The sequence below is a fragment of the Streptomyces sp. NPDC050703 genome (assembly GCF_040654435.1).
GTDB lineage: Bacteria > Actinomycetota > Actinomycetes > Streptomycetales > Streptomycetaceae > Streptomyces.
Genome location: NZ_JBFAHX010000040.1, coordinates 16,272 through 40,404 on the forward strand (window position 1 = coordinate 16,272; position 24,133 = coordinate 40,404).

21 protein-coding genes are annotated in these 24,133 nt (G+C 67.5%); 14 read left to right on the plus strand and 7 right to left on the minus strand.

Annotated elements, in window-relative coordinates:
• Positions 1–45 precede the first annotated feature (45 nt).
• The 3 genes from AB0I16_RS28660 (at position 46) to moaA (ending at position 3,274) form a co-directional block, all read left to right on the plus strand.
• On the plus strand, positions 46–444 hold the full coding sequence (locus AB0I16_RS28660; protein ID WP_363252501.1) for a DUF485 domain-containing protein: 399 nt from the start codon (positions 46–48) through the stop codon (positions 442–444).
• Positions 441–2,078 carry a cation acetate symporter gene (locus tag AB0I16_RS28665; RefSeq protein WP_363252502.1) on the plus strand — a complete coding sequence of 546 codons (1,638 nt, stop codon included), beginning with the start codon at positions 441–443 and terminating at the stop codon, positions 2,076–2,078. Before AB0I16_RS28660 ends, AB0I16_RS28665 begins: the two co-directional genes overlap by 4 nt.
• Positions 2,079–2,266: 188 nt before the next feature.
• A complete protein-coding gene (gene moaA, locus AB0I16_RS28670) occupies positions 2,267–3,274 on the plus strand; it encodes a GTP 3',8-cyclase MoaA (RefSeq protein WP_363252503.1) in 1,008 nt (335 codons plus the stop codon).
• Here the strand turns inward: moaA and AB0I16_RS28675 are convergent.
• Together AB0I16_RS28675 and AB0I16_RS28680 are read right to left on the minus strand one after the other, a co-directional pair.
• Positions 3,271–3,486, minus strand: coding sequence for a hypothetical protein (locus AB0I16_RS28675; RefSeq protein WP_062771971.1), 216 nt, complete (start codon positions 3,484–3,486; stop codon positions 3,271–3,273). The two genes, moaA and AB0I16_RS28675, sit on opposite strands and share 4 nt — an antisense overlap.
• A gap of 186 nt (positions 3,487–3,672) precedes the next feature.
• Positions 3,673–4,059 carry a DUF3099 domain-containing protein gene (locus tag AB0I16_RS28680; RefSeq protein WP_363252504.1) on the minus strand — a complete coding sequence of 129 codons (387 nt, stop codon included), beginning with the start codon at positions 4,057–4,059 and terminating at the stop codon, positions 3,673–3,675.
• Positions 4,060–4,284: 225 nt separating this feature from the next.
• On the opposite strand from AB0I16_RS28680, the gene AB0I16_RS28685 reads away from it, so the two are divergent.
• Positions 4,285–4,560 carry a GlsB/YeaQ/YmgE family stress response membrane protein gene (locus tag AB0I16_RS28685; RefSeq protein WP_363252505.1) on the plus strand — a complete coding sequence of 92 codons (276 nt, stop codon included), beginning with the start codon at positions 4,285–4,287 and terminating at the stop codon, positions 4,558–4,560.
• 83 nt (positions 4,561–4,643) lie between these two features.
• Here the strand turns inward: AB0I16_RS28685 and tyrS are convergent, their stop codons facing one another.
• The 3 genes from tyrS to AB0I16_RS28700 are packed head-to-tail and all read right to left on the minus strand — an operon-like array spanning position 4,644 to position 8,881.
• Positions 4,644–5,909 (minus strand): tyrosine--tRNA ligase, encoded by a 1,266-nt coding sequence (gene tyrS / locus AB0I16_RS28690; protein WP_363252506.1) that lies wholly within the window; start codon positions 5,907–5,909, stop codon positions 4,644–4,646.
• A 57-nt stretch (positions 5,910–5,966) separates the two neighbouring features.
• Complete coding sequence (locus AB0I16_RS28695) at positions 5,967–7,361, minus strand: TldD/PmbA family protein (RefSeq protein WP_363252507.1); 1,395 nt, start codon at positions 7,359–7,361, stop codon at positions 5,967–5,969.
• Positions 7,358–8,881 carry a TldD/PmbA family protein gene (locus tag AB0I16_RS28700; RefSeq protein WP_363252508.1) on the minus strand — a complete coding sequence of 508 codons (1,524 nt, stop codon included), beginning with the start codon at positions 8,879–8,881 and terminating at the stop codon, positions 7,358–7,360. The genes AB0I16_RS28695 and AB0I16_RS28700 overlap by 4 nt, the downstream gene beginning before the upstream one ends.
• A gap of 224 nt (positions 8,882–9,105) precedes the next feature.
• Between AB0I16_RS28700 and AB0I16_RS28705 the strand changes: the two genes are divergently transcribed.
• The 3 genes from AB0I16_RS28705 to AB0I16_RS28715 are packed head-to-tail and all read left to right on the plus strand — an operon-like array spanning position 9,106 to position 15,937.
• The gene (locus AB0I16_RS28705; protein WP_363252509.1) at positions 9,106–12,786 is read left to right on the plus strand and encodes a DEAD/DEAH box helicase family protein; all 3,681 of its coding nucleotides are present in this window, start codon (positions 9,106–9,108) and stop codon (positions 12,784–12,786) included.
• Positions 12,783–14,315, plus strand: coding sequence for a restriction endonuclease subunit S (locus AB0I16_RS28710; RefSeq protein WP_363252510.1), 1,533 nt, complete (start codon positions 12,783–12,785; stop codon positions 14,313–14,315). Before AB0I16_RS28705 ends, AB0I16_RS28710 begins: the two co-directional genes overlap by 4 nt.
• Entirely contained in the window at positions 14,312–15,937 is a 1,626-nt protein-coding gene (locus AB0I16_RS28715; RefSeq protein ID WP_363252511.1) for a class I SAM-dependent DNA methyltransferase, read from the plus strand. Before AB0I16_RS28710 ends, AB0I16_RS28715 begins: the two co-directional genes overlap by 4 nt.
• A 65-nt stretch (positions 15,938–16,002) precedes the next feature.
• Here the strand turns inward: AB0I16_RS28715 and AB0I16_RS28720 are convergent, their stop codons facing one another.
• Entirely contained in the window at positions 16,003–16,224 is a 222-nt protein-coding gene (locus tag AB0I16_RS28720; RefSeq protein WP_363252512.1) for a DUF397 domain-containing protein, read from the minus strand.
• Positions 16,221–17,147 carry a helix-turn-helix transcriptional regulator gene (locus tag AB0I16_RS28725; protein WP_363252513.1) on the minus strand — a complete coding sequence of 309 codons (927 nt, stop codon included), beginning with the start codon at positions 17,145–17,147 and terminating at the stop codon, positions 16,221–16,223. The genes AB0I16_RS28720 and AB0I16_RS28725 overlap by 4 nt, the downstream gene beginning before the upstream one ends.
• Positions 17,148–17,239: 92 nt before the next feature.
• Between AB0I16_RS28725 and AB0I16_RS28730 the strand changes: the two genes are divergently transcribed.
• The 7 genes from AB0I16_RS28730 (at position 17,240) to fabI (ending at position 24,085) form a co-directional block, all read left to right on the plus strand.
• Positions 17,240–17,710, plus strand: a complete 471-nt coding sequence (locus AB0I16_RS28730; RefSeq protein ID WP_363252514.1) for an ATP-binding protein — start codon at positions 17,240–17,242, stop codon at positions 17,708–17,710.
• Positions 17,711–17,917: 207 nt separating this feature from the next.
• Positions 17,918–19,429, plus strand: a complete 1,512-nt coding sequence (locus tag AB0I16_RS28735) for an N-6 DNA methylase (protein ID WP_363252515.1) — start codon at positions 17,918–17,920, stop codon at positions 19,427–19,429.
• A 50-nt stretch (positions 19,430–19,479) separates the two neighbouring features.
• Positions 19,480–21,639 (plus strand): AIPR family protein, encoded by a 2,160-nt coding sequence (locus AB0I16_RS28740; RefSeq protein WP_363252516.1) that lies wholly within the window; start codon positions 19,480–19,482, stop codon positions 21,637–21,639.
• Positions 21,640–21,732: 93 nt separating this feature from the next.
• Positions 21,733–22,020 carry a hypothetical protein gene (locus AB0I16_RS28745; protein WP_363252517.1) on the plus strand — a complete coding sequence of 96 codons (288 nt, stop codon included), beginning with the start codon at positions 21,733–21,735 and terminating at the stop codon, positions 22,018–22,020.
• 5 nt (positions 22,021–22,025) lie between these two features.
• Entirely contained in the window at positions 22,026–22,412 is a 387-nt protein-coding gene (locus AB0I16_RS28750) for a PIN domain-containing protein (protein ID WP_363252545.1), read from the plus strand.
• A gap of 186 nt (positions 22,413–22,598) precedes the next feature.
• Positions 22,599–23,318 (plus strand): 3-oxoacyl-[acyl-carrier-protein] reductase, encoded by a 720-nt coding sequence (gene fabG / locus AB0I16_RS28755; protein WP_363252518.1) that lies wholly within the window; start codon positions 22,599–22,601, stop codon positions 23,316–23,318.
• A 5-nt stretch (positions 23,319–23,323) separates the two neighbouring features.
• On the plus strand, positions 23,324–24,085 hold the full coding sequence (fabI, locus tag AB0I16_RS28760) for an enoyl-ACP reductase FabI (protein WP_363252519.1): 762 nt from the start codon (positions 23,324–23,326) through the stop codon (positions 24,083–24,085).
• Positions 24,086–24,133: the final 48 nt, after the last annotated feature.

Here is a 24,133-nt window from a genome sequence, read left to right on the forward strand (position 1 = left end):
GAAGAACTGACCGTCCCCACCCCACCCGCACCACGAGGAGACTCCGTGGCCACCGACGCACCGCCCCCTTCGAAGGGTGGCGCAGGAAACGATCCCGCTCCGCACGCGCCCTCCACGGAGGAGTACGTCCGGGTGCAGGAGAGCGCGGAGTTCGGTGAACTGCGCCGCTCACACCGCTCGTTCGCCTTCCCGCTCACCATCGCCTTCATCGCCTGGTACCTCGTGTACGTCCTGCTCTCCAACTACGCGGGCGACTTCATGGGCACCAAGCTCTTCGGCAACATCAACGTCGCCCTGGTACTCGGCCTCGGGCAGTTCCTGACCACCTTCCTCATCGCCTGGTTCTACTCGCGGCACGCCGCGGCGAAGCTCGACCCCAAGGCCGAGGCGATCAAGTCCCGCATGGAGACCCGCATGGAGACCCGCACGGAGGGCGACGCATGAGCCCCGCGCACACCGCCGCCATCGAACTCGCGGCGACGTCCGACGCCTCCGAGCACCGGACACTGATCATCAGCCTCTTCGCGGCCTTCGTCGTCGCGACGCTGTTCATCACCGTCTGGGCGGGCCGGCAGACCAAGAGCGCCGCCGACTTCTACGCGGGCGGGCGCCAGTTCACCGGCTTCCAGAACGGCCTGGCGATCTCCGGCGACTACATGTCCGCCGCGTCCTTCCTCGGCATCGCGGGCGCCATCGCCCTCTTCGGCTACGACGGCTTCCTGTACTCCATCGGCTTCCTGGTCGCCTGGCTCGTCGCGCTGCTCCTGGTCGCCGAGCCACTGCGCAACTCCGGGCGCTACACGATGGGCGACGTCCTCGCGTACCGCATGCGCCAGCGCCCGGTGCGCACCGCCGCGGGCACCTCCACCATCGTCGTCTCGATCTTCTACCTGCTCGCGCAGATGGCGGGCGCGGGCGTCCTGGTCTCACTGCTGCTCGGCATCACCTCCGACGCGGGCAAGATCCTCATCGTCGCCCTCGTCGGCGTCCTGATGATCGTCTACGTCACCATCGGCGGCATGAAGGGCACCACCTGGGTGCAGATGGTCAAGGCCGTGCTGCTCATCGCGGGCACGGTCCTCATCACCTTCCTGATCCTGCTGAAGTTCAACTTCAACGTCTCCGACCTGCTCGGCACCGCCGCCTCCAACAGCGGTCAGGGCTCGAAGTTCCTCGAACCCGGCCTCAAGTACGGCGGGAGCGGCACCTCGAAGCTCGACTTCCTCTCGCTCGGCATCGCCCTGGTCCTCGGCACCGCGGGACTCCCGCACATCCTGATCCGCTTCTACACCGTGCCCACGGCCAAGGCCGCCAGGAAGTCCGTGAACTGGGCGATCGGCATCATCGGCGCCTTCTACCTGATGACCATCGTGCTCGGCTTCGGCGCCGCGGCCCTGCTCAAGCCCGACGACATCACCGCCTCCAACAAGGCGGGCAACACGGCGGCGCCGCTCGCCGCCCTGGAGATCGGCGGCGGCGGTGACTCCACCGGCGGCGCCATCCTGCTCGCGGTGATCTCCGCGGTCGCCTTCGCCACGATCCTCGCGGTCGTCGCCGGCCTGACGCTGGCCTCCTCCTCGTCCTTCGCGCACGACATCTACGCGAACGTCATCCGCAAGGGCAAGGCCACCGAGAAGGAGGAGATGAAGGCGGCGCGCTGGTCGACCGTCTTCATCGGCATCGTCTCCATCGCGCTCGGCGCGCTCGCCCGCGACCTGAACGTCGCGGGCCTGGTCGCCCTCGCCTTCGCGGTCGCCGCGTCCGCGAACCTGCCGACGATCCTGTACAGCCTCTTCTGGAAGCGGTTCACCACGCAGGGGGCGCTCTGGTCCATCTACGGCGGCCTCGTCGCCGCCGTCGGCCTGGTCCTGTTCTCACCGGTCGTCTCGGGCAAGCCGAGTTCGATGTTCCCCGACGCGAACTTCGACTTCTTCCCGCTGGAGAACCCGGGCCTGATCTCCATCCCGCTCGGCTTCCTCCTCGGCTGGCTCGGCTCGGTCCTCTCCAAGGAGAAGCCCGACGAGGGCAAGTACGCCGAGCTGGAGGTCAAGTCCCTCACCGGCGTCGCGGCGCACTGACAGCGGACCCTCACCCGGCCCCGCCCCGACCGGGCCTCGTTCACACGGTCGTCACGGCCGCGTCGTAGAGTCCTACGACGCGGCCGCACCGTTCCTCGTGGCAAATGGCCCATGGTGTTGTCAGAGGTGTCGCGTAAGGTCGGAACCAGTGGACCCAACAGCATCCAACCGTCGGGGAGGGGGCCGAAGTGCTGATCGACACCTATGGCCGTGTAGCCACTGACCTGCGCGTATCACTGACGGACCGCTGCAATCTGCGCTGCACGTACTGCATGCCGGAAGAGGGCCTGCAGTGGCTGGCCAAGCCCGACCTGCTCACGGACGACGAGATCGTCCGCCTCGTGCGCGTCGCCGTCACCCGGCTCGGCGTCACCGAGGTCCGCTTCACCGGCGGCGAGCCGCTCCTGCGCCCCGGCCTCGTCGGCATCGTCGAGCGCTGCGCCCGGCTCGAACCCCGCCCCCGGATGTCCCTCACGACGAACGGCATCGGGCTCAAGCGCACCGCGGAGGCCCTGAAGGCGGCGGGCCTCGACCGGGTCAACGTCTCGCTCGACACCCTCCGCCCCGACGTCTTCAAGACCCTCACCCGCCGTGACCGCCACAAGGACGTCCTCGAAGGACTCAGGGCGGCCCGCGACGTCGGCCTCACCCCGGTCAAGGTCAACACCGTCCTGATGCCGGGGCTGAACGACGACGAGGCCCCCGACCTCCTGGCCTGGGCCGTGGAGAACGACTACGAACTGCGGTTCATCGAGCAGATGCCCCTGGACGCCCAGCACGGCTGGAAGCGCGAGGGCATGATCACCGCGGGCGACATCCTGCAGTCCCTGCGCACCCGCTTCGAGCTGACGGAAGAGGGCTCGGGGGAGCGCGGCTCCGCGCCCGCCGAGCGGTGGGTCGTGGACGGCGGCCCGCACCGCGTCGGCGTCATCGCCTCGGTGACCCGCCCCTTCTGCTCGGCCTGCGACCGCACCCGGCTCACGGCCGACGGACAGGTGCGCACCTGCCTCTTCGCCACCGAGGAGACCGACCTGCGCGCCGCCCTGCGCGCCGCCCCCGAGGACAGCGCGGACGGCTCCGACGAGGCGATCGCCCGCATCTGGAAGCTCGCGATGTGGGGCAAGAAGGCGGGCTCGGGCCTGGACGACCCCACCTTCCTCCAGCCGGACCGCCCGATGTCGGCGATCGGCGGCTAGTCCTGCCGGGCTTCCCACTCCGTCAGGAGCACGACGTCCTTGAGCATGCCGCGTACGCCGAGGAACTGGGAGAGGTGCTCGCGGTGGTCGTCGCACGCGAGCCACGTCTTGCGCCGGTCCGGCGTATGGATCTTCGGGTTGTTCCACGCGAGGACCCAGACCGCGTCCGAGCGGCAGCCCTTGGCGGAACAGATCGGCTTCTCGTCACTCACAGTCGCGTCCAAGGGTCCAGAACAAGGCGACGCCGAGCAGCCACGGGGGGAGCTGCCCGGCGTCGGTCTGTCGCTCCGACGGGGGATGCGGAGCGCGTACGAAGTATGTCACGGGGGACCCGGTGACTGGCACCGGAACTGCATGATTGATCTGAGCTTTTCCTGAGCTTGGCGCAACGTCGACGGTCAGGCTTTTTCGCGCTCGGCGTCCCGCCGCTGGTCGTACGCGGGCCTCGCGGGATCTTCCGGGACGGATTCCGCGGCCCCGCCGGGCGCGGGCGACGCCAGCATTGGCCGAGAAGGAGTGGGTACGAACGTCGAGGGGAGCGCGGGATTGCTCTCCCGCCCCGCGTTGGCGATGACCACGGAGACGTAGGGCAGCAGCACGCCGAGGACCAGCGCGACGACGGCCACGTGACGCTCGACGTTCCAGAGCGCGGCGGCGGCGACGACGGACACGGTCCGTACCGACATCGAGATCACATACCGGCGCTGCCTGCCCCGCACGTCCTCCGCGAGGCCCTGACGAGCCCCCGTGATCCGGAAGACCTGGCCGCCGCTCTGCTTCCGCATCACGCTCCACCACCCTGTCCGCTGTGCCGGACTCTCCCCGGTATCTGCCCCGGCCCGGCCCGCTCCACGTTACGCCTGGCCTGCGCAGCCGACGAGACCGGGGGCGGCCCCGCCTCGGCGCGACCGCTGCGCCGCGCCACGTATGGCGCCGCCCGACATGCGCCGTACGGGGTACGGGCCGACACTGGGCGTAATGCTCACGTAGAGCCGTACAAGGAGGCAGCTATGGGCTGGTTGTGGGCGATCATCGTGGGATTCGTGCTGGGGCTGATTGCCAAGGCGATCCTGCCCGGCAAGCAGCACAGTCCGATCTGGCTCACCACGGTGTTCGGCATCATCGGAGCCGTCCTGGGCAACTGGCTCGCGACCCAGTTCGGCATCAACGAGACCAAGGGCATCGACTGGGGCCGGCACGCGCTGCAACTTGTCGCGGCACTCGTCGTCGTCGGCATCGGCGACGCGATCTACAAGGCGGTCCGGGGCAACAGACGCACCGCCTGACCGCGCGCCCCACGCCGAAGGCCCGGCCCCCGCACGCGGGGAGCCGGGCCTTCGGTACGCCGTACGGTCGGCCCCGCCGGGGATCAGCCCGTGACCTCGACCGCGGCCAGGTTCTTCTTGCCGCGGCGCAGCACGAGCCAGCGCCCGTGCAGCAGGTCGTCGGCGGCCGGCACGGCGTCCTCGGCGGCGACCTTGACGTTGTTCACGTAGGCACCGCCCTCCTTGACCGTGCGCCGGGCGGCGGACTTGCTCGCCACCAGGCCGACCTCGGCGAGCATGTCCACGACCGGGCCCGGCTCGGCGACCTGGACGCGCGGCAGCTCGGAGAGGGCCGCGGCCAGCGTCGCCTCGTCGAGACCGGCGAGCTCGCCCTGGCCGAAGAGGGCCCTGGACGCGGCGATGACCGCGGCGCACTGCTCGGCGCCGTGCACCAGCGTCGTCAGCTCCTCGGCGAGCGCGCGCTGGGCGGCACGCGCCTGCGGACGCTCCTCGGTCTGCTTCTCGATCTCCTCCAGCTCCTCGCGGGACTTGAAGGACAGGATGCGCATGTACGTCGAGATGTCCCGGTCGTCCGTGTTCAGCCAGAACTGGTAGAACGCGTACGGCGTGGTCATCGCCGGGTCGAGCCAGACCGCGCCGCCCTCGGACTTGCCGAACTTGGTGCCGTCCGACTTGAGCATCAGCGGCGTGCCCATGGCGTGCACCACGGCGTCCGGCTCCAGGCGGTGGATCAGGTCGATGCCCGCCGTGAGGTTGCCCCACTGGTCGCTGCCGCCGGTCTGCAGGGTGCAGCCGTACCGCCGGTAGAGCTCCAGGAAGTCCATGCCCTGCAGGAGCTGGTAGCTGAACTCGGTGTACGAGATGCCCTCCTGCGACTCCAGGCGCCGGGCGACGGAGTCCTTGGTGAGCATCTTGTTCACCCGGAAGTGCTTGCCGATGTCGCGCAGGAACTCGATCGCGGACATCCCCGCGGTCCAGTCGAGGTTGTTGACCATCGTCGCGGCGTTCTCGCCCTCGAAGGACAGGTACGGCTCGATCTGCGAGCGCAGCCGGGCCACCCAGTTCGCGACCGTCTCCGGGTCGTTCAGGGTGCGCTCGGCGGTCGGCCGCGGGTCGCCGATCTGGCCGGTCGCCCCGCCCACCAGCGCCAGCGGGCGGTGCCCCGCCTGCTGGAGCCGCCGGACGGTGAGGACCTGCACGAGGTGTCCCACGTGCAGGCTCGCCGCGGTCGGGTCGAAGCCGCAATAGAACGTGACGGGACCGTCCGCGAGCGCCTTGCGCAGTGCGTCTTCATCGGTGGACAGGGAGAAAAGCCCCCGCCACTTCAGCTCGTCGACGATGTCCGTCACGGTCTCGCGTCTCCTTGGATGTACGGAAGGGTGCACGGGTGAGTGCAGGGTCCGAGGTTATACGCCCTGGCTGACCGAACTCATATTGAAATCGGGGACGCGCAGCGCGGGCATGGCGGCGCGGGTGAAGTAGTCGCCCCATTCGCGGGGCAGCGTCCTCTCCGTACGGCCCGCCTCCGAGGCCCTGCCGAGCAGGTCGACCGGCGACTCGTTGAAGCGGAAGTTGTTCACCTCGCCCACGACCTCGCCGTTCTCGACGAGATAGACGCCGTCGCGCGTCAGCCCCGTCAGGAGCAGGGTTGCGGGGTCCACCTCCCGGATGTACCAGAGGCAGGTCAGCAGCAGTCCGCGCTCGGTGGCCGCGACCATCTCGTCCAGGGAGCGGTCGCCGCCCCCGTCCAGGACGAGGTTGTCGACGGCCGGCGTCACCGGCAGCCCGGTCAGGCCCGCGCTGTGCCTGCTGGTGACCAGGTGCGCGAGGTCACCGCCGCGGACCCACTCCGTGGGGCCGAGCGGCAGCCCGTTGTCGAACACGGAGGAGTCGCCGCCCGAGGAGTGCGCCAGGACGAACGGCGCCGACTCCAGGCCCGGCTCGTGCGGGTCGCTGCGCAGCGTGAGCGGCAGCCCGGCGACGCGCTCGCCCAGGCGCGTGGCGCCCCCGGGCTTGGAGAAGACCGTGCGGCCCTCGGCGGCGTCCCGCGCCGACGACGACCAGAACTGGTAGATGAGCAGGTCGGCCACGGCGGTCGGCGGCAGCAGCGTCTCGTACCGCCCGGCGGGCAGGTCCACGCGGCGCCGGGCCCAGCCGAGGCGCTGCGCGAGCTCCGCGTCGAGCGCCGCCGGGTCGACGTCCTTGAAGTCACGGGTGGCCCGCCCCGCCCACGCCGACTTGGTGCGGTCCGGCGACTTGGCGTTCAGCTCCAGGGTGCCGGTGGGCTGGTCGTGCCGCAGCCGCAGCCCCGTCGACGTACCGAGATAGCTCGACACGTACTCGTGGTTCGCGAAGCCGTACAGCTCGCGCCCGCCCGCGCGGGCCCGCGCGAAGGCCTCGCCGAGCGCCGGGGCGAAGTCCGCGAAGACCGCGGAGGAGGTCTCGGCCGGGGCCTCCGTGAAGTCGGGGGAGGGGGCGACGCCGGTCACGAGCGGCTGTGCGTCCTCGGCGGGGCCCGCCCCGCGCGCGGCCTCCTCGGCGGCCCTGACCAGCGGCTCCAGGTCGTCGGCCGTGACGGCCGAGCGCGAGACGACGCCGGAGGCGGTGCCCTCCTTGCCGTCGACGGTCGCGATGACGGTGAGGGTGCGCCCGCGCGTGACGCCGTTGGTGGTCAGCGCGTTGCCCGCCCAGCGCAGGTTCGCCGTCGACTCCTCGTCGGCGATCACGACGCAGCCGTCGGCGGTGGACAGTTCGAGCGCGCGCTCGACGATCTCGTGCGGCTTGGTGGCGCTGCGGCTCATCGGCCGGCCTCCTGCGTGGTGTTCAGAATGTTCACGCCCCGGAACAGGGCGGACGGGCAGCCGTGCGACACCGCGGCGACCTGACCGGGCTGGGCCTTGCCGCAGTTGAAGGCGCCACCAAGGACGTACGTCCGCGGTCCGCCGACCGCGGCCATCGAGCCCCAGAAGTCGGTGGTCGTCGCCTGGTAGGCGACGTCGCGGAGCTGGCCGGCGAGCCGCCCGTTCTCGATCTTGTAGAAGCGCTGCCCGGTAAATTGAAAGTTGTACCTCTGCATGTCGATGGACCACGACCGGTCGCCGACCACATAGATGCCGCGGTCGACGCCCGCGATCAGGTCCTCCGTCGAGAGCCCGCCCGGGTCCGGCTGGAGCGACACGTTCGCCATGCGCTGCACCGGGACATGGCCGGGGGAGTCGGCGTACGCGCAGCCGTTGGACCGCTCGAAGCCGGTGAGCCGCGCGATGCGCCGGTCGAGCTGGTAGCCGACCAGGGTGCCGTCCCTGACCAGGTCCCAGGACTGCCCGGCGACGCCCTCGTCGTCGTACCCGATGGTCGCGAGGCCGTGCTCGGCCGTCCGGTCGCCCGTCACGTTCATCAGCGACGAGCCGTAGGCGAGCTTGCCGAGCTGGTCGAAGGTGGCGAACGACGTGCCCGCGTACGCCGCCTCGTAGCCGAGTGCCCGGTCCAGCTCGGTGGCGTGGCCGATGGACTCGTGGATCGTCAGCCAGAGGTTGGAGGGGTCCACGACGAGGTCGTAGGAGCCCGCACGGACGCTGGGCGCCCGCATTTTTTCCGCCAATTGCTCGGGGATGCGCTCCAGCTCGCCCTGCCAGTCCCAGCCGGTCCCCGTGAGGTACTCCCAGCCCCGCCCGACCGGCGGTGCCAGGGTGCGCATCGAGTCGAACTCACCGCTGGACCCGTCGACGGCGACGGCGGTGAGCTGCGGGTGCAGCCTGACGCGCTGCTGCGTGGTCACGGTGCCCGCGGTGTCCGCGTAGAACTTGTTCTCATGCACGGTGAGCAGCGAGGCGTCGACGTGCGCGACCCCGTCGGCGGCGAGCAGCCGCGCGCTCCAGTCGGCGAGGAGCCCCGCCTTCTCCTCGTCCGGCACCGAGAAGGGGTCGATCTCGTACGAGGAGACCCAGGTCTTGTCGGCGTGCACGGGCTCGTCCGCGAGCTCCACACGCTCGTCCGACCCGGCCGCCCTGATGACCTGCGCGGACAGCTTCGCCATGGCCACGGCCCGCGAGGCGACCCTCGCCGCCGCGTCCATCGTCATGTCGACACCGGAGGCGAACCCCCAGGTGCCGCCGTGCACCACCCGGACCGCGTATCCGAGGTCCGTCGAGTCGGAGGTACCGGACGGCCTGGCGTCGCGCAGCTGCCAGGAGGCGCTGCGCACCCGCTCCAGGCGGAAGTCCGCGTGGTCGGCGCCGAGCGCCCGCGCGCGGGCCAGCGCGGCGTCGGCGAGAGCCCGCAGCGGTAGCGCGAGGAACGATTGATCGATGTCATGGGCCATGGGCGGCCTCCCCTTCGGTCATGGCGCGGTCCGGGCGAGTGAACCATGTTGCCGAGAGGATCGGCGGCGGGGCTATTCGATGGTGCAGGAAGCCAGGCGCATGCCGGGCGGAGCTGTGGGGCTGAAGAACAGTCAGGAAGGCAGACTGCCGGTTAGGCTCGACAGGCGATCACGCTGCACGAGCAGCGTCGGCCTTCGTGCTATCGGAAAGGCGGTATCACCCCATGAGCAGCGCAGGGGCGTCCCAGGCATCAGACCCCCGACTCGTACGCCTGGCCAGGAGGTCCCGCAACTTCGGGTTCCTGCTGCCGCACCTTCCGCTGCTCGTCGCGTACGGAACCGCTGCCGAGAGCCATGTCTTCAGCGACCCGAACACGTCACTGATCAAATCCCGTCAGTTCGGGGAGGCTATGGCAGCCGACCTGGTCAGCCGGGGCCGGGTCCGAATGGAGGGCAGCACTCACTTCGACCGGCTGAGGGCGTTGGACAGGGAGGGGTATCTCCACGGCGATGTGGGCACCGCCTTCCACGAGGTGCGCACTCTGGGCAATGACGCGGCCCATTCAGGACTCGACACCGCTGACGACGCCTTCCGCGCCTTGCGCACCTGCTTCCGCCTGGGGACCTGGTACCACCGGCTGCTCACCGGCTCGCGCGACCAGCTGTCGTTCGTGCCGCCCAGCCCTGACCGTACCCCGGCTGCTGAGAACGAGCGCCTGCTTCAGGACGTTGCCCGGGCCCGTAAGGATCTGGAAGAGGCCCGTGTCAGCTATCGCGATCAGGCATCCCAGGCCCAGGCCGAGCAGGCCGCCCGGAGTGCCGTCGAGCGTGAGCTGGCCCAGGCGCAGGCCGAGCGCGAAGAATTGGCCCGTGCGGTCGCGGCCATGCAGAATCAGCTCAAGGAGTTCCAGGCTGCCGCCGAGGCCACGCAGATCGGCCGCAGGCGTGCCGATACCACTGACCGGGCCGCCGCGTCAGCTGCCGTCGCGGAGCGCGCCCGCCTCCTCGACAACGCCGAGCAGGCTTCCCGTGAACCCCTCACCGAAGTGCAGGTCCGCAAGCGGCTCGACGCGATGCTCGCGGCGGCGGGCTGGGACGTCCAGGACGGCGGCGCGGACCTCAACCTCCACGTCCTGGGCGACCGCCGGGGGAACGGTGTTGCCGTCCGTGAGGTCACTACCGCCCGGGGCCGCGCCGACTACGCCCTCTACGTCGACCGTAAGCTCGTCGGTGTCATCGAAGCCAAGCGAGAAGGCGCCGACCTGTCTGCCGCCGAGGCACAGGCCGACCGTTACGCCGATCATCCCGCCGATGCCCAGCAGCGCCACAACGCCTGGCGTACCCCGCTTCCGTTCCGGTACGTGAGTGACGGCGGCGAGACCCGCTTCCGGTCGACCCTCGACCCGGATTCCCGTACTCGCCGCATCTTCTCCTTTCACCAGCCACGCACACTGGCCCGCTGGGTCCGCCAGGCGGAGGAGGACGAGCAGGCCCCCAGCTACCGGGCCCGACTGCGCTGGCGCATGCCCGAACTCGACGAACGCCCACTGCGCCCGGCACAGATCGCGGCGGTACGCGGCGTCGAGAACTCGGTGGCTCTCGGCAGGGGCCAGCAGGGGATGGGCCAGTCCCGTTCCCTCGTCCAGATGGCCACCGGTGCGGGCAAGACGTTTACGGCGGTGACGTTCTCATACCGGATGCTCAAGCACGCGCGTGCCGAGCGCGTGCTGTTCCTCGTCGACCGCAACAACCTTGGCGTGCAGGCCTTCGCCGAGTTCGAGAATTTCAAGACTCCGGACACCGACCGCAAGTTTGCCGACCTCTACAACGTCCAGCGTCTTGGCCCGGAGGGCATGTTCGCCTCCTCCAAGGTCGTCATTTCCACCGTCCAGCGCCTCTACATGGAACTCACAGGCGCGAGCCTGCCAGGTACCGAACGGGCGGACGGAGACATCGACTACGACGTCGATGTGCCGGGCGGTATCGAAGTCGGCTACAACGCGGACATCCCTCCGGAGGCCTTCGACCTGATCGTCGTCGACGAGTGCCACCGTTCCATTTACGGTAAGTGGCGCTCCGTCCTCGAATACTTCGACGCTCCCATCGTCGGCCTCACCGCTACCCCCGTCGCTCAGACCTTCGGCTACTTCAACGGCAACCTGGTCAGTGAATACTCCTACCAGGAGGCGGTGGCCGACCGCGTCAACGTCGACTTCTCCGTCTACGAGATCGAGACGCGAATAACCGCCGAGGGCGGCGTCATCGCGCACGGCACCATTCCCGTACGCGACCGCCGCACGCGCCGCCAGCGTTATGAGGACATCGACGAGGACATCGAGTACGGCGCCAAGCAGGTCGGTGTCGGGGTCATCAGCAAGGATCAGTTGCGTACGGTCGTCCAGACTTTCCGCGACCGACTCTTCACCGAGATTTTCCCTGAGCGGGGAAAGCGCGACCCGGTCACAGGTGCCCTGCTGTGGGACGAGATGTACATTCCCAAGACGCTGGTCTTCGCCAAGAACGACAACCACGCGGAAGAAATCGTCGAGGTCATCCGCGATGTCTTCGGCAAAGGAAACGACTTCTGCGCGAAAATTACCAGTGCGGCACGTAATGCCGCCGAGCGCCTCTCATCCTTCCGTAACCTGCCGGAACTGCGTATCGCGGTCACCGTCGACATGATCGCCACAGGCACGGACGTCAAGCCACTGGAATGCCTGCTGTTCTTGAGGGACGTCAAGAGCTGGGCGTATTTCGAGCAGATGAAGGGCCGCGGTGCCCGGACCTTGACCTTGACAGACTTCGAAAAGGTCACTCCGGGCGTCGGCCCTAAAACCCGCTTCGTGATCGTCGACGCAGTCGGAGTGACGAAGAAGCCGAAGGTCGACGCGGCGCCGCTGGAACGGCACACCGACAAGCAGATCAGCCTGGAGAAGCTGCTTCGCAAGACTGCCGCGAACACCATCGAGGAGGAAGAGGTCTCCACCCTCGCGGCCCGCCTCGCCAAACTCGACATCCAGATGACGGACGAGGAGCGCTCCGAGATCCACCGTCTGAGCGGCGGACTGGAGCTGACGAAGATCGTTCACGGGATGGTCGACGCCGTCTCGGCGGACCGTCAGCTCGCAGTCCGGGAGGCCGCCGAGCGCGCGGGCCGCAACCCGGAGCGCGCGGTGCGCGACTTCATCGAGCAGGCCATTCAGCCGCTCGCCGCCCAGCCGCCACTACGCGCCCGTCTGCTGGAAATGCGGCGTGCGAAGGACATCCTTTACGACGAGAACGGCGCGGACGAATTGCTCCGCGCGGGCGCGGTCGTCGACGACAGGAACGCGGCGACGGAGACGGTCCGCGACTGGCGCAAGTACATCGCGGACAACCGCGACGAGATTGTGGCTATGTCACTGGCGTTCAGCGCCGGCTCCGACGTACCGCCGAGGGCCGCCATGAACATGCTCCAGGATGTGGCCCGCAGCATCGCCCGCCCGCCGCGCGCCTGGACACCGGACAGACTCTGGAAGGCATACGAGAAGCTCGGCGAGGCGGTCATCGACGAGGCCCGTCGTAAGCGCACAGCCTCCGATCTCCTGGCCCTCCTCCGCTACGAACTCGCGGGCGGCGCCGAGCGGGGTGCCCCGGCTCCGCGCCCGTACGAGGAGCTCGTGCGCGAGCGCTATCAGGCCTGGATCGCCCGCCAGGAACAGATGGGCACCCGCTTCACCGAACGTCAGCGCTGGTGGCTCGACCGCATCGCCGCAGCGACGGCTGAGCGTGTACGCTTCGACACCGCTGACCTCGATTACGCCCCTTTCACCTCGCGCAACGGCACGGACGGCTTCCTCGCCGAATTCGGGGGGACGCGGGCGGAGTACCTCATCACTGAACTGGACAGGGAGCTGAGCGCGTGACGACCGACTCGGGTGTGGGACCGGAGGGTTCGGGTGCCGGGGGGGATGTCGCGGGGGAGCTGCCTGTGGGGTGGACGTGGGCGACTATCGGTGAGCTGTGCCATGTGAACCCCCGGGGATTCGACAAGGAGCCCGGCGACGACGAGCTGATTTCCAAGGTGCCCATGGCTGCTGTTGAGGCAGCGACAGGACGGATGGACGCGTCGGTTCAGGTGCGGTATGGCGATTTCAAGAAGAAGTCGCTGACCAGGTTCCAAGAGAACGACGTGTTGTTCGCAAAAATCACCCCCTGCATGGAGAACGGAAAGATCGCGAAGGCGCAGGGGTTGGCTGGCGGGCGAGCCCTGGGAAGTACCGAGTTCCATGTACTACGGAGCCGCGGAGCCGTTCTCCCGGAATACTTGATGCACTTTTTGCTGCAACGGCACGTTCGCCGGGTGGCGGAGCAGCACATGACGGGCGCGGTGGGTCAGCGTCGCGTGCCGCGCCCGTATCTGGCTGAGCTGGAGATTCCCGTCCCGCCCCTCGCCGAGCAGCACCGCATCGTTGCCAAGCTGGGTGAACAGCTGGCACATATTGAGGCGGGGGAGGTGGCGGTCCGAGCCGCCCTGGCTGGCTCCGAAGTCCTAAGGTGCCAGATCACAGGGGATGGTGCGTGCGGGGGCCTTGATGAAATTGAGCGTTTCCCCGCTCTGCTCGCATCCGCAGATGCCGATGACGGAACGCTTCCCGATCTCCCGAGCGGATGGCGATGGGCGCGTCTCGGGGAGATTGCCGATGTGGTCGGGGGAGTCACTAAAGATAGCAAGAAGCAAAGTGACCCTAAATATGTCGAGGTTCCATACCTTCGGGTTGCTAATGTTCAGCGTGGGCGTATTGTACTCGATCGAGTCGAGAGTATCCGAGTCCCTCTGAAAAAAGCTGAATCACTGCGCCTTAAAGTTGGGGATGTTCTTCTCAATGAAGGTGGAGATCGAGATAAGCTAGGCCGTGGATGGGTTTGGGAAGGGCAGATCGAGAACTGCATTCACCAAAATCATGTATTCCGTGCGCGCGTAATGGGAAACGTTCTGAATCCTCGGTTGCTTGCCTGGCATGCGAACGCATTCGGTAAGAGCTGGTGTGACCGTAATGGAAAGCAAACCGTAAACCTTGCTTCCATTAGTCTTCGAAAGATCAAGCTACTCCCTGTTCCCGTTCCGCCGAAAACCGTGCAGGCCGACTTGGTCAAGGCGATCGAAAGTCGTTTGGCAGAGACAGAGGCCGCTCAGCAGGTGACCCGGGAGGTGTACGAGCAAGGCAGAAACCTGCGTAGCGCCCTCCTCCATGCCGCCTTCACAGGTGCCCTTGTTCCCCAAGACCCCGACGATGAGCCCGCCTCAGAGCTCCTCGAACGGATCCGCGCTCAGCACGCCGCCGACGTGAAGCCGGTCAGGCCTAAGCGTGCGCCCCGTACAACACTCGCGGCTGACCCCCCGGCCCCTGGCCGACCGGTTTCCTCCGGCATCCAAGAAGCACTCCCTCTGTGAGCACCATCATGAGCAGCAGCACTGAGCAGCCGACCTCTGCGGATTCCACTGAGGCGGTGGCTTCTTCGGCACCCGGCGCAACCCCTGCGCCCCGCACAGCCGAGGCCAAGACCAAGGGTGCCCCCACCGCCCCAGTCTCGACCTCCACCCTCGTCAACCGGCTCTGGTCGTACTGTGAACTGCTCCGGCACTCTGGCGTCTCCACCCTCGACTACGTTGAGCAGCTCACGTATCTCCTCTTCCTGAAGATGGCCGACGAGCGTGCCAACCGCCCGGCTCTCTTCAGGCGCAACGCTTCCGAACGGCCTTTGGTCCCCGAAGGCCGGGACTGGAAGAGCTTGACCACCCGGTCCGCCGAAGCGCTGCTCGACCATTACGAGTTCATCCTTAAGGACCTCGGTCAGCGCGGTGGCACGATGCTCGGCGAGGTCTTCACCAAGGCGCAGAACAAGATCCATGAGCCGGCCGTCCTCGAACGCCTGATCAAGGACCTGATCGACCCTTACACCTGGACCACCGAGAACCAGGATCTCAAGGGCGATGCCTATGAAGGCCTCCTCCAGCGTGGCGCCGAGGACCGCAAGACCGGTGCGGGGCAGTACTTTACGCCCCGCCCGCTCGTCGACGCCATGGTCGACTGCGTCCAGCCGAAGCCCGGCGAGACCATCACTGACCCGGCCTGTGGTACCGGCGGCTTCCTCATCGCGGCGCACGCCCACCTTCTCCAGAACTACGAGGACGAGCTGTACGGCGACAAGGGCCGTGCCCTCCAGACCGGCGCGATCACCGGTTACGAACTCGTCCGCGATACCGGTCGCCTCGCCCTGATGAACATGCTGCTGCACGGCATCGGAAGTTCCGGGGCGAAGCCGCTTATCACCATTCAGGACTCTCTGGCCCGCCCCCCGAAGCGACACTACGACATCGTGCTCGCCAACCCGCCCTTCGGTGTCGGCTCGGTGACGGGCGAGTCTTACACCTCCCGCACCGACTTCTGGGCACAGACCACCAACAAGCAGCTCAACTTCGTCCAGCACATCTATAACCTGCTGAACACCAATGGCAGAGCCGCCCTCGTCCTCCCCGACAACGTTCTCTTCGAGGGCGGCGCGGGGGAGACCGTCCGTAAGAACCTCCTCAACCTCTGCGACGTCCACACCCTCCTGCGGCTGCCCACCGGCATCTTCTACGCCAACGGCGTCAAGGCCAATATCCTGTTCTTCGACAAGACGGGTCAGCGCACCGGAGGCCGCCCTGGCACCCGCAAGCTCTGGGTCTACGACTTCCGCACGGACCAGCGCTTCACGCTCAAGCAGCGTCAGCTGGGCCGCCAGCACCTCGATGACTTCGTCGCCGCGTACCACTCCGGCGGCACGGACTTCACCAAGCGCACTCCGAGTGACCGCTTTCAGGCGTACGACTACGACAGGCTGATCGCCCGCGACAAGGTCAACCTCGACCTCTCGGTGCTTAGGTCTAACTCAGCCACGACCACGAAGTACGTGTCGCCGGACGTGATCGCTCAGGAGATCGTCGGCGAACTCGAAGTGGCACTGGCCGAGTTCACGGCTGTGGCCCGAGCCCTGAAAAGGGACGCGCAGCCGTCGGCTGACGACAAGTAGACACAGCTAACGGGCCGGTGGTTCTTCAGGAACCACCGGCCCGCTCCGTTTCCTCCTCTACGAGCTCACAGCTCGCCCGCGATCACACCTGCCCGGAACGCGGCCCACTCCGAAGCGGTGAACCGCAGCGGTTCCCGCTCCGGGTTCTTCGAGTCACGTACGGCCCGCGCGCCGTGCGGCAGCTCGGCGACCTCGACGCAGTCGTTCTCGGCTCCGCTGGCTGTTGCCTTGCGCCAGACGGTGTCATGGAGCTCTTGTTCGTACAGCTCAGTCTTGCGGTCGGTCACTTCCGGAAGCCTTCTTCCAGCTCGGCGATGCGTACGAGCGAGTCCTCGACGGGCAGGGCGGTGGCGCGGATGCGCTCGTACGCCCGCTCGAAGGGGACCGCGTCTTCGCCTTCAACGTACGTGGCTCCGCCCGGGTTCTCCAAGAGGACGACGCTCGGTAGCGGTGCCCGGAACTTGGTGAGAGAGAAGCCGCCCTCAAGCCCTGGATGAGGGGTTGCAGTGAGGGGCATCAACTGCACCGCCACGTTGGGAAGTTCTGCGGTCTCGCGTAGTCGGCGTAGCTGCTCATGCATGGTGCCGGGCCGACTCGCGAATCTCAGGCGCAGGGCTGCCTCGTGAATGATCGCCCAAAACTCCAGAGGGGCGCCAGGTCGGCTGAGCACGGATTGGCGAGCCATGCGCACCTCCGCAAGCGCGGTGACCTCTTCGGCGCTTCGGGTGGTGGTGATGCCGGCGATCGTCTCCCGGGCATAGGCGGCGCTCTGCAGTAGTCCCGGGATCAGGAGGGGTGACCAGGAGCACACTACTTCGGCGTCCGTCTCCAGTGAGATGTAGTCGGCATAAAGAGGGCTGACGACCTGCGAGTATGCCTGCCACCAGCCCTTCTTCGCGGCGTCGTTCCTCAGCTGTTCCAAGACGCTGCGGACCTCGCTGTCGTCTACTCCATACACAGTGAGCAGCTTGTCCAGGTCGGCAGGGCGGATCGCCTGTACGGCATTCTCGATCTTCGACATCTTCGGGCTCTGCCACGCCATCGCGGAGGCGGCGCGGTCCAGGCTGAGACCGGCCTCATTGCGGAGCCTGCGCAGTGCTCCTCCAAGGCGGCGACGTCTGACGGTGGGGGCCAAGGGGGCGTTCGGCATGCCGACATGTTGCCATTCATGCCACGTCGACGGGGCGAGGAAATCGAAACTGTCACCCATTGGGGTTGAAAGGTTGCGATGAAGAAGGGGCAGAGGCCAGGCTCAAGTCACACCAAGGCGACGAGAGTTCGCCTCCGACATAGGAGTCCCCCATGCCCCACTCCCTCGGCTGGTACCACACCCCCACCCCCAACAGCTTCGTTCTCCATCTCTCCGCCACCCCTAATCACCTCCGCGCCATCCGCGCCCTCGTCGGCAAGACGCTCGCTGACTGCGGAATCGACGAAGGGCAGTCACACGCCGTGCAGTTGGTGATGTCCGAGCTGTTCGGGAACGCGGTCCGCGCCTGCGGTGACTTCGTACCACTCGTCGCTGAAGTGGCAGTCGAACGGCCGCAGGGGTTCGGCGGCGGCGCGGAGCGGGGCGTCAGGGTGAGGCTGCACGACCCGTACCGCCTGGCGCAGCCCGTACGCGGGGGCGTACGGCTGGACGACCCCGAGGCGGAGTCGGGGCGTGGGCTGCCGCTGGTCGATCTGCTCGCCCCGGGGTGGCGGGTCGCGGGAACGCCTGTCGGCAAGCAGGTTCGCTGCCGGATTCCGGCTGAGCGGGAGTCCGGGTCCTGAAGGGGCAGTTGCCGCTGGGAAGCCACCTTGTAGCGCTGGAGTTTGAGCTAGCGCCTACCATGGAGGGGAGTTGATCGCCTACGGCCCGGTCGGCCGGTCTGATGTGTTCTCGGAGCCCTTCGCCACTGGTTCCGGCGCTGTGTCGGAACCAGGGAGTGGCCCGTCGGCGTATCCACTCGGACCGGGACGTTCGAGAACGGGTGGGGCATGGCGACGGAAAGCCACAGCATCGGAGTGAGAGGGCCGGAGGCGCGCTGGACCGCGGAGACGATCCATGGGCGCTGGAAGCGGTTCTACGAGCAGAAGACCAGCACCAAGGCGCTGTCGCGAGTGGAGTTCACCGAGCATATCGCGTACCTGCTCTTCCTGAAGCTTGACCATGAACGGGCGCAGCGGAAGGGGCTGTTCGCAACTCAGCCGATCGCCCCGGCGGGCAGCTGGTCGCACCTGGCATTGGCCAGCGGTGAGGACTTGCACCGCGCCCTCACCGGGCTGATGATCGAACTCGGCAGGCCAAACCCGCAGGATCCCCGCCGGGCCATCGCAAGCGTCGTTTTCCAGGACTCCCGCCCCTGGCCCGTGGACAAGATGGCGGAACTCGGACGGCTGATCATCGAAGAGTTCGACCCGTACAGGTGGTCGGACGTGAGTCGAAAAGAACTCGGCGCGGCCTTCTCCTTGTTGATTGCCGACTGCCGCGACGTCCTCGTCGGAGCGAAGCGGAATACGGGCCAGTTCCTCACCCCGCCCCACCTGCTCACCGTCATAGCCAAGGCGCTCGCTCTCACCCCGCAGGATCGGGTGATCGATGCTGCCGTGGGGGTCGGGTCCAGCCTGATCGCCGCTCACCGTGAGATGGCAGCACACGAGGATCGCGTAGACGCCGCCGCCATCGCGGGTGCCGACATCGACGTACAGATGTGTCGTCTGGCGACGATGAACGTGCTCCTCAACACCGGGCGCCAGTTCCACGACGTGCCACCGATCCTGCGTGCCGACTCGCTCAAGGAGAGGGAGTACGCGGTCCGCAGACATGAGCGGGACGTGCCCCCCACCGTCGCCATCTGCAATCCGCCGTTCAGGAGCGATGTCGAGGCGGATACCGAGCAGCGAAACGACTTCTGGGCGCAGAACGCCGCCCTCCCGGCCAACTTCCTCCAGCATCTGGCCATCACCCTGCCTCAGGGGGCAAGAGCGGCCGTTTTTGTCCCCGATGGTGTGCTGTTCCATAGGGGTGCGGCAGCCACCATCCGCAGGGTGCTGCTGAAAAGCTGCAACGTGCATACCCTGCTGCGGCTGCCGACCGGCATGTTCCACGACACCGGCTCCAAGTCGAACGTGCTCTTCTTCACCAAGTCCGTCCCGCGCCCGACAGGCGAGCCGGCCACCGATGAGCTGTGGGTCTACGACCTCCGTGACCGTCACCATACGGACACCGAAAGCCCGCTCACCGAGGACGACTTCGCGGAGTTTCTTGAGGCGTACCGGCCCGGGGAGGAACGTTTCTCCGGTCGTACGGAATCGCGACGCTTCAAGCGCTACGACGCTGACGCCGTTCGTCAGATACTGGCCAGCCCTGGGGCCAAGCTCGACCTGAAGGCCGATCTCGCCAGCGCACCGGACGACTTCGGCAATCCGCGCGATATTGCTCAGTCGATCGTGGATCACCTCGGTGACGCGCAGAGGAGTTTCCAGGCGGTGAGGGATTCCTTCAGCTGAGGTTTCCGTGCCATCCCTTCGCCGCTTGTAGACAGCCGGACAGGAAGACCATGAACGCCATTCCCCAGCAGCCCGACGTCCCCACCCAGGTCCGCCAGACGGCACGTGCCTTCGACGAGACGTACACCGACCTCATCGATATGAGCGACTTCGGCAATCGGCCGCCGGAGCAGACCACGCCCGCCTTCCGCTCCCGGGCGCTGGCCGCGCATGCCGTGCGGATGATGACAGGGTGGGACCCCGAGCAGGCGGCTGACTGCGTCATCGACGGCGGCCAAGACCAAGGGATCGACGCCATCGCCATCGACGAGGCGACGGCACACATCTACCTCGTGCAGGCCAAGTGGAGTCCGAACGGGACGGCCAAGGCCGACGAGACCGCAGTGCAGAAGCTCTTCGCGGGATTGACCCTCATCGACTCCGGAGAGGCCGCGCAGTTCAACCCGCGCGGCCAGATACTCGCCAAGCGGGCACACGAACTCATCGGCGCGAAGGCGACCCGGATCACGCAGGTGATCGTTCTCATGGGAACCGAGCCGCCCGCACCGGGCGTACGACAGGCCATCAAGAACGGCGAGAGTGAGTTCAACTCTCACGGAGACTACGTCGACCACAAATTCCTGCACGCCCCCGAGATCTACGCGCTCATCCGTGAGGATCAGCGAAGCGAACCCGTCACCCTGGAAGTGACGCTGCGCCCCTGGTTCAGTGTGCCCTCGCCCTACCTCTCCTATGAGGGGATCGTGCAGGCGGAGGAGATCGCGAGCTGGGCCGAGCACGGTAACGAGCTGTTCGCCCGCAACATCCGCAACCCGCTGGGGCTGACCCCGATCAACAAGGAACTGGTGGACACCCTCACCGACGAACCGTCCCACTTCTGGTACTTCAACAACGGCGTCACGGTCCTGTGCGACTCCGTGGACGCTGTGCCCGCGTCACAGAAGTTTCCGGAGCGTCACCCCGTCCGCCTCACGGCCCACGGCGCCAGCGTGGTGAATGGTGCACAGACCGTACGCTCCGTCATCGATGCGGCCCAGCAGGCAGAAGACGCCGAACTCGCCCAGGTCACCGTTCGTTTTATCGTCACCGGCGGCGACGCCGAGTTCGCTAACCGCACCACCCAGGCCACCAACCGGCAGAATCACATCACCGAACGCGACCGCATTGCCCTTGACCCCGTCCAGGCGGAGCTCATGGCCGAGTTCCGCGCCGAGCTCGGTCTTGTGTACAGCGTGCGCCGCAGCGAACTCGAACCGCAGGACGACGAGGGCTGCTCCGTTGTGGAAGCCGCGTGCGCGCTCGCCTGCGCTCACACCGGCAGCCGGTTCGCGGCCCGGCTCGTAGCGTCCGGTTCCACCGACGTGCTGTGGGAACGGGGCGGCAGTGGTATCTACGATCCCCTGTTCCGCTCGGTGCCCAGCGTGTACGAGACCTGGAACGCTGTGAACGTCCTGCGGGCGGTGCGGACGGCGCTGCGTACGGAGCGCGAACAGTACGAGGGCCGCGCGGCTGCCGTCATCGACGACGGTACGTTCCTCCTCACCCACCTGGTGTTCCGGCAGCTGCTCGCTCAGGACGCCGGCATGGGGGAGCCGGACCAGTCACTGACATGGGCCGCCGAGGCGGTGGCGCACGTACCCGAACTCGTCAAGCGCGTCGTCCCGGTACTCGTGCAGGTTCTGGACGACGAGGTGGGCACCAGGTCGAGTCTCCAGCGTGTGTGCGCCGACTCCGGGCAGGCGGCCGATCTCGTGACCGCGGTCCTGGCGTCCCTCGACGAAGGGGGCGGCCCCGGGGATGCCGCCGCGAAGTACCGGCGACAGGACAACAAGCCGCGTAAGCGCCGCAGGCCGAATGCGGTGCATGTGATCGTCAACAGTGGTGCCTTGAATGAGGGCGCGCCCCTTCACCTGGCCCTGTACCTCCAGCCGGAAAAGGAGGCGCTGGCCGAGTGGCTCGCCGCGAACCCGCGCCGGGCACTCGCGAAGTGGACCAACACCAACCGGACGCGTCCGATTATCTGGGCCGCCGACGGTGCCGCGTACTCACCCAGCGGTCTCATCGCACGGATGTGGGAGCTGGCCGAATGGGAAGGGCGTCCCGTTTCGAACCAGGGCACCGCCCGCTGGGCCACACAGGAGGGGGAGACGCTCGCCATACTTGCCCGGCGACTCCTCGATGGTATGGAGGAGGAGAAAGACGGCGAGTAGCGGCCAAGCGGGTCAGGGATTCTCCGGCCGTAACGCGGACCCCTCCTTTGTGGTTACAGTGATTGCTATGTAGGCACAAACGAGGGGGACGCCATGAGCGCCATCTCCGTCCGTGAGTTCTCGTACAACCCCAGCGCCGTGTTCGCCCGCGTCGAGAAGGGCGAAGCGGTGCAGGTCACGCGCCACGGCAAGGTCATCGCCATACTGCTGCCCGGCGCGGGGCCGGTCGCCCGCTACTCCGACCTTGTGGCGCAGGGGAAGATCCGCCTGAAGGCGACCACGACGGCGGATCTCGACCGCCTTCCGAGCTATTGCCTGCCTGCCGGGTCTCCCGATCCGGTCGAACTTCTCCTTTCGGAGCGCGAGGAGAACGACCGTTGATCTACATGGACTCCTCGGCGCTGTTGACACTGCTCACTGGGCGTGCGGGCGCCCACGAGCTGCGTGACTTCCTCTCTGCACGGTCGGGACTTCCCATGGCCACCAGCACTGTCGGGGTGGTGGAGACGGTGCGGCAACTGGACAGGGTCGGGTCTTTCCCGAATGCCCTGGCCGACCTGGATCGTATGGTCACGGAGATTCTCCTCACAGAGGAGGTCCGGGACCTGGCCACCCGGGTTCCGGCGACCCTCCGGTCGCTCGATGCCCTCCACGTGGCGAGTGCCCTGGTCATCGGAGAGGCTCTCGATTCGCTGATCACATACGACAAGCGGATGCTCGACGCGGCCCGGGACGCCGGGCTGGCAGCGCACGCGCCCGGAACGGCGTACTAACCCCTGCGCCGAACGGCTGTCCGCTTGCGCACCAGATGTGACGGACCGATTCGCTGCGCCGGGTCGGTCCGACTGTAGGAACCCCACAGGAGCGGCATTGCGCCACTGTCGGTCGCCGATTCTCTGTATCGCGGGAGGTACCGATAGGTTTCCGAGGTACCAGACCGCTATCGAAAGGGTGATCCGTTGAGCCGCTCGGTTCTCGTCACCGGAGGAAACCGGGGCATCGGCCTCGCCATCGCCCGCGCTTTCGCCGACGCCGGCGACAAGGTCGCGATCACCTTCCGCTCGGGTGAGCCGCCGAAGGAACTCACCGACGCCGGGGTCCTCGCCGTCAGGTGCGACATCACCGACCCCGAGCAGGTGGAGCAGGCCTACAAGGAGATCGAGGACAAGCACGGGAACGTCGAGGTCCTGGTCGCCAACGCGGGCATCACCAGGGACCAGCTCCTGATGCGCATGACCGAGGAGGACTTCACGTCCGTCCTCGACACCAACCTCACCGGCACCTTCCGCGTCGTCAAGCGCGCCAACCGCGGCATGCTGCGGGCGAGGAAGGGCCGCGTCGTCCTGATCTCCTCCGTGGTGGGCCTGATGGGCGGCCCCGGACAGGCCAACTACGCCGCCTCCAAGGCGGGTCTGGTCGGTTTCGCGCGTTCGCTCGCCCGCGAGCTCGGATCGCGCAACCTCACCTTCAACGTCGTCGCGCCCGGTTTTGTCGACACCGACATGACCAAGGTGCTCACGGAGGAGCAGCGCAAGGGCATCGTCGCCCAGGTGCCGCTCGGCCGTTACGCGCAGCCCGAGGAGATCGCCGCCGCGGTGAAGTTCCTCGCGTCCGACGACGCCTCGTACATCACTGGAGCCGTCATCCCCGTTGACGGCGGATTGGGCATGGGTCACTGATCACCATGAGCGGAATTCTCGACGGCAAGCGCATCCTCGTCACCGGCGTGCTGACGGAGGCGTCCATCGCCTTCCACGCGGCCAAGGTCGCCCAGGAGCAGGGTGCCGAGGTCATCCTGACCGCCTTCCCGCGGCCCACGCTCACCGAGCGCATCGCCAAGAAGCTGCCCGAGCCCGCCAAGGTCATCGAGCTCGACGTGACCAACCAGGAGCACCTGGACCGCCTCGCGGGCGTCGTGAAGGAGGAGCTCGGCGGCCTCGACGGCATCGTGCACTCCATCGGCTTCGCGCCGCAGGGTGCCTTCAACTTCCTGGAGGCCTCCTTCGAGGACGTCTCGACGGCCATGCACGTCTCGGCGTTCTCCCTGAAGTCGCTCACGATGGCCTGCCGCCCGCTCTTCGAGGACGGCGCCTCGGTCGTCGGCCTCACCTTCGACGCGCAGTACGCCTGGCCGAAGTACGACTGGATGGGCCCGGCCAAGGCCGCCCTGGAGGCCACCAGCCGCTACCTCGCCCGCGACCTGGGCAAGGAGAACGTCCGCTGCAACCTGATCTCCGCGGGTCCGCTCGGCTCCATGGCCGCCAAGTCCATCCCGGGCTTCGGCGAGCTGGCGGACGTCTGGAACAGCCGTTCCCCGCTGAACTGGGACATGTCCGACCCGGAGCCCGCGGGCCGCGGCGTCGTCGCCCTGCTCTCGGACTTCTTCCCGAAGACCACCGGCGAGATCATCCACGTCGACGGCGGCGTCCACATGATGGGTGCCTGAGCCGCTTCCGAGCAGCTTCTCCGTACGTGGCCGAGGCCCCGACCCGCG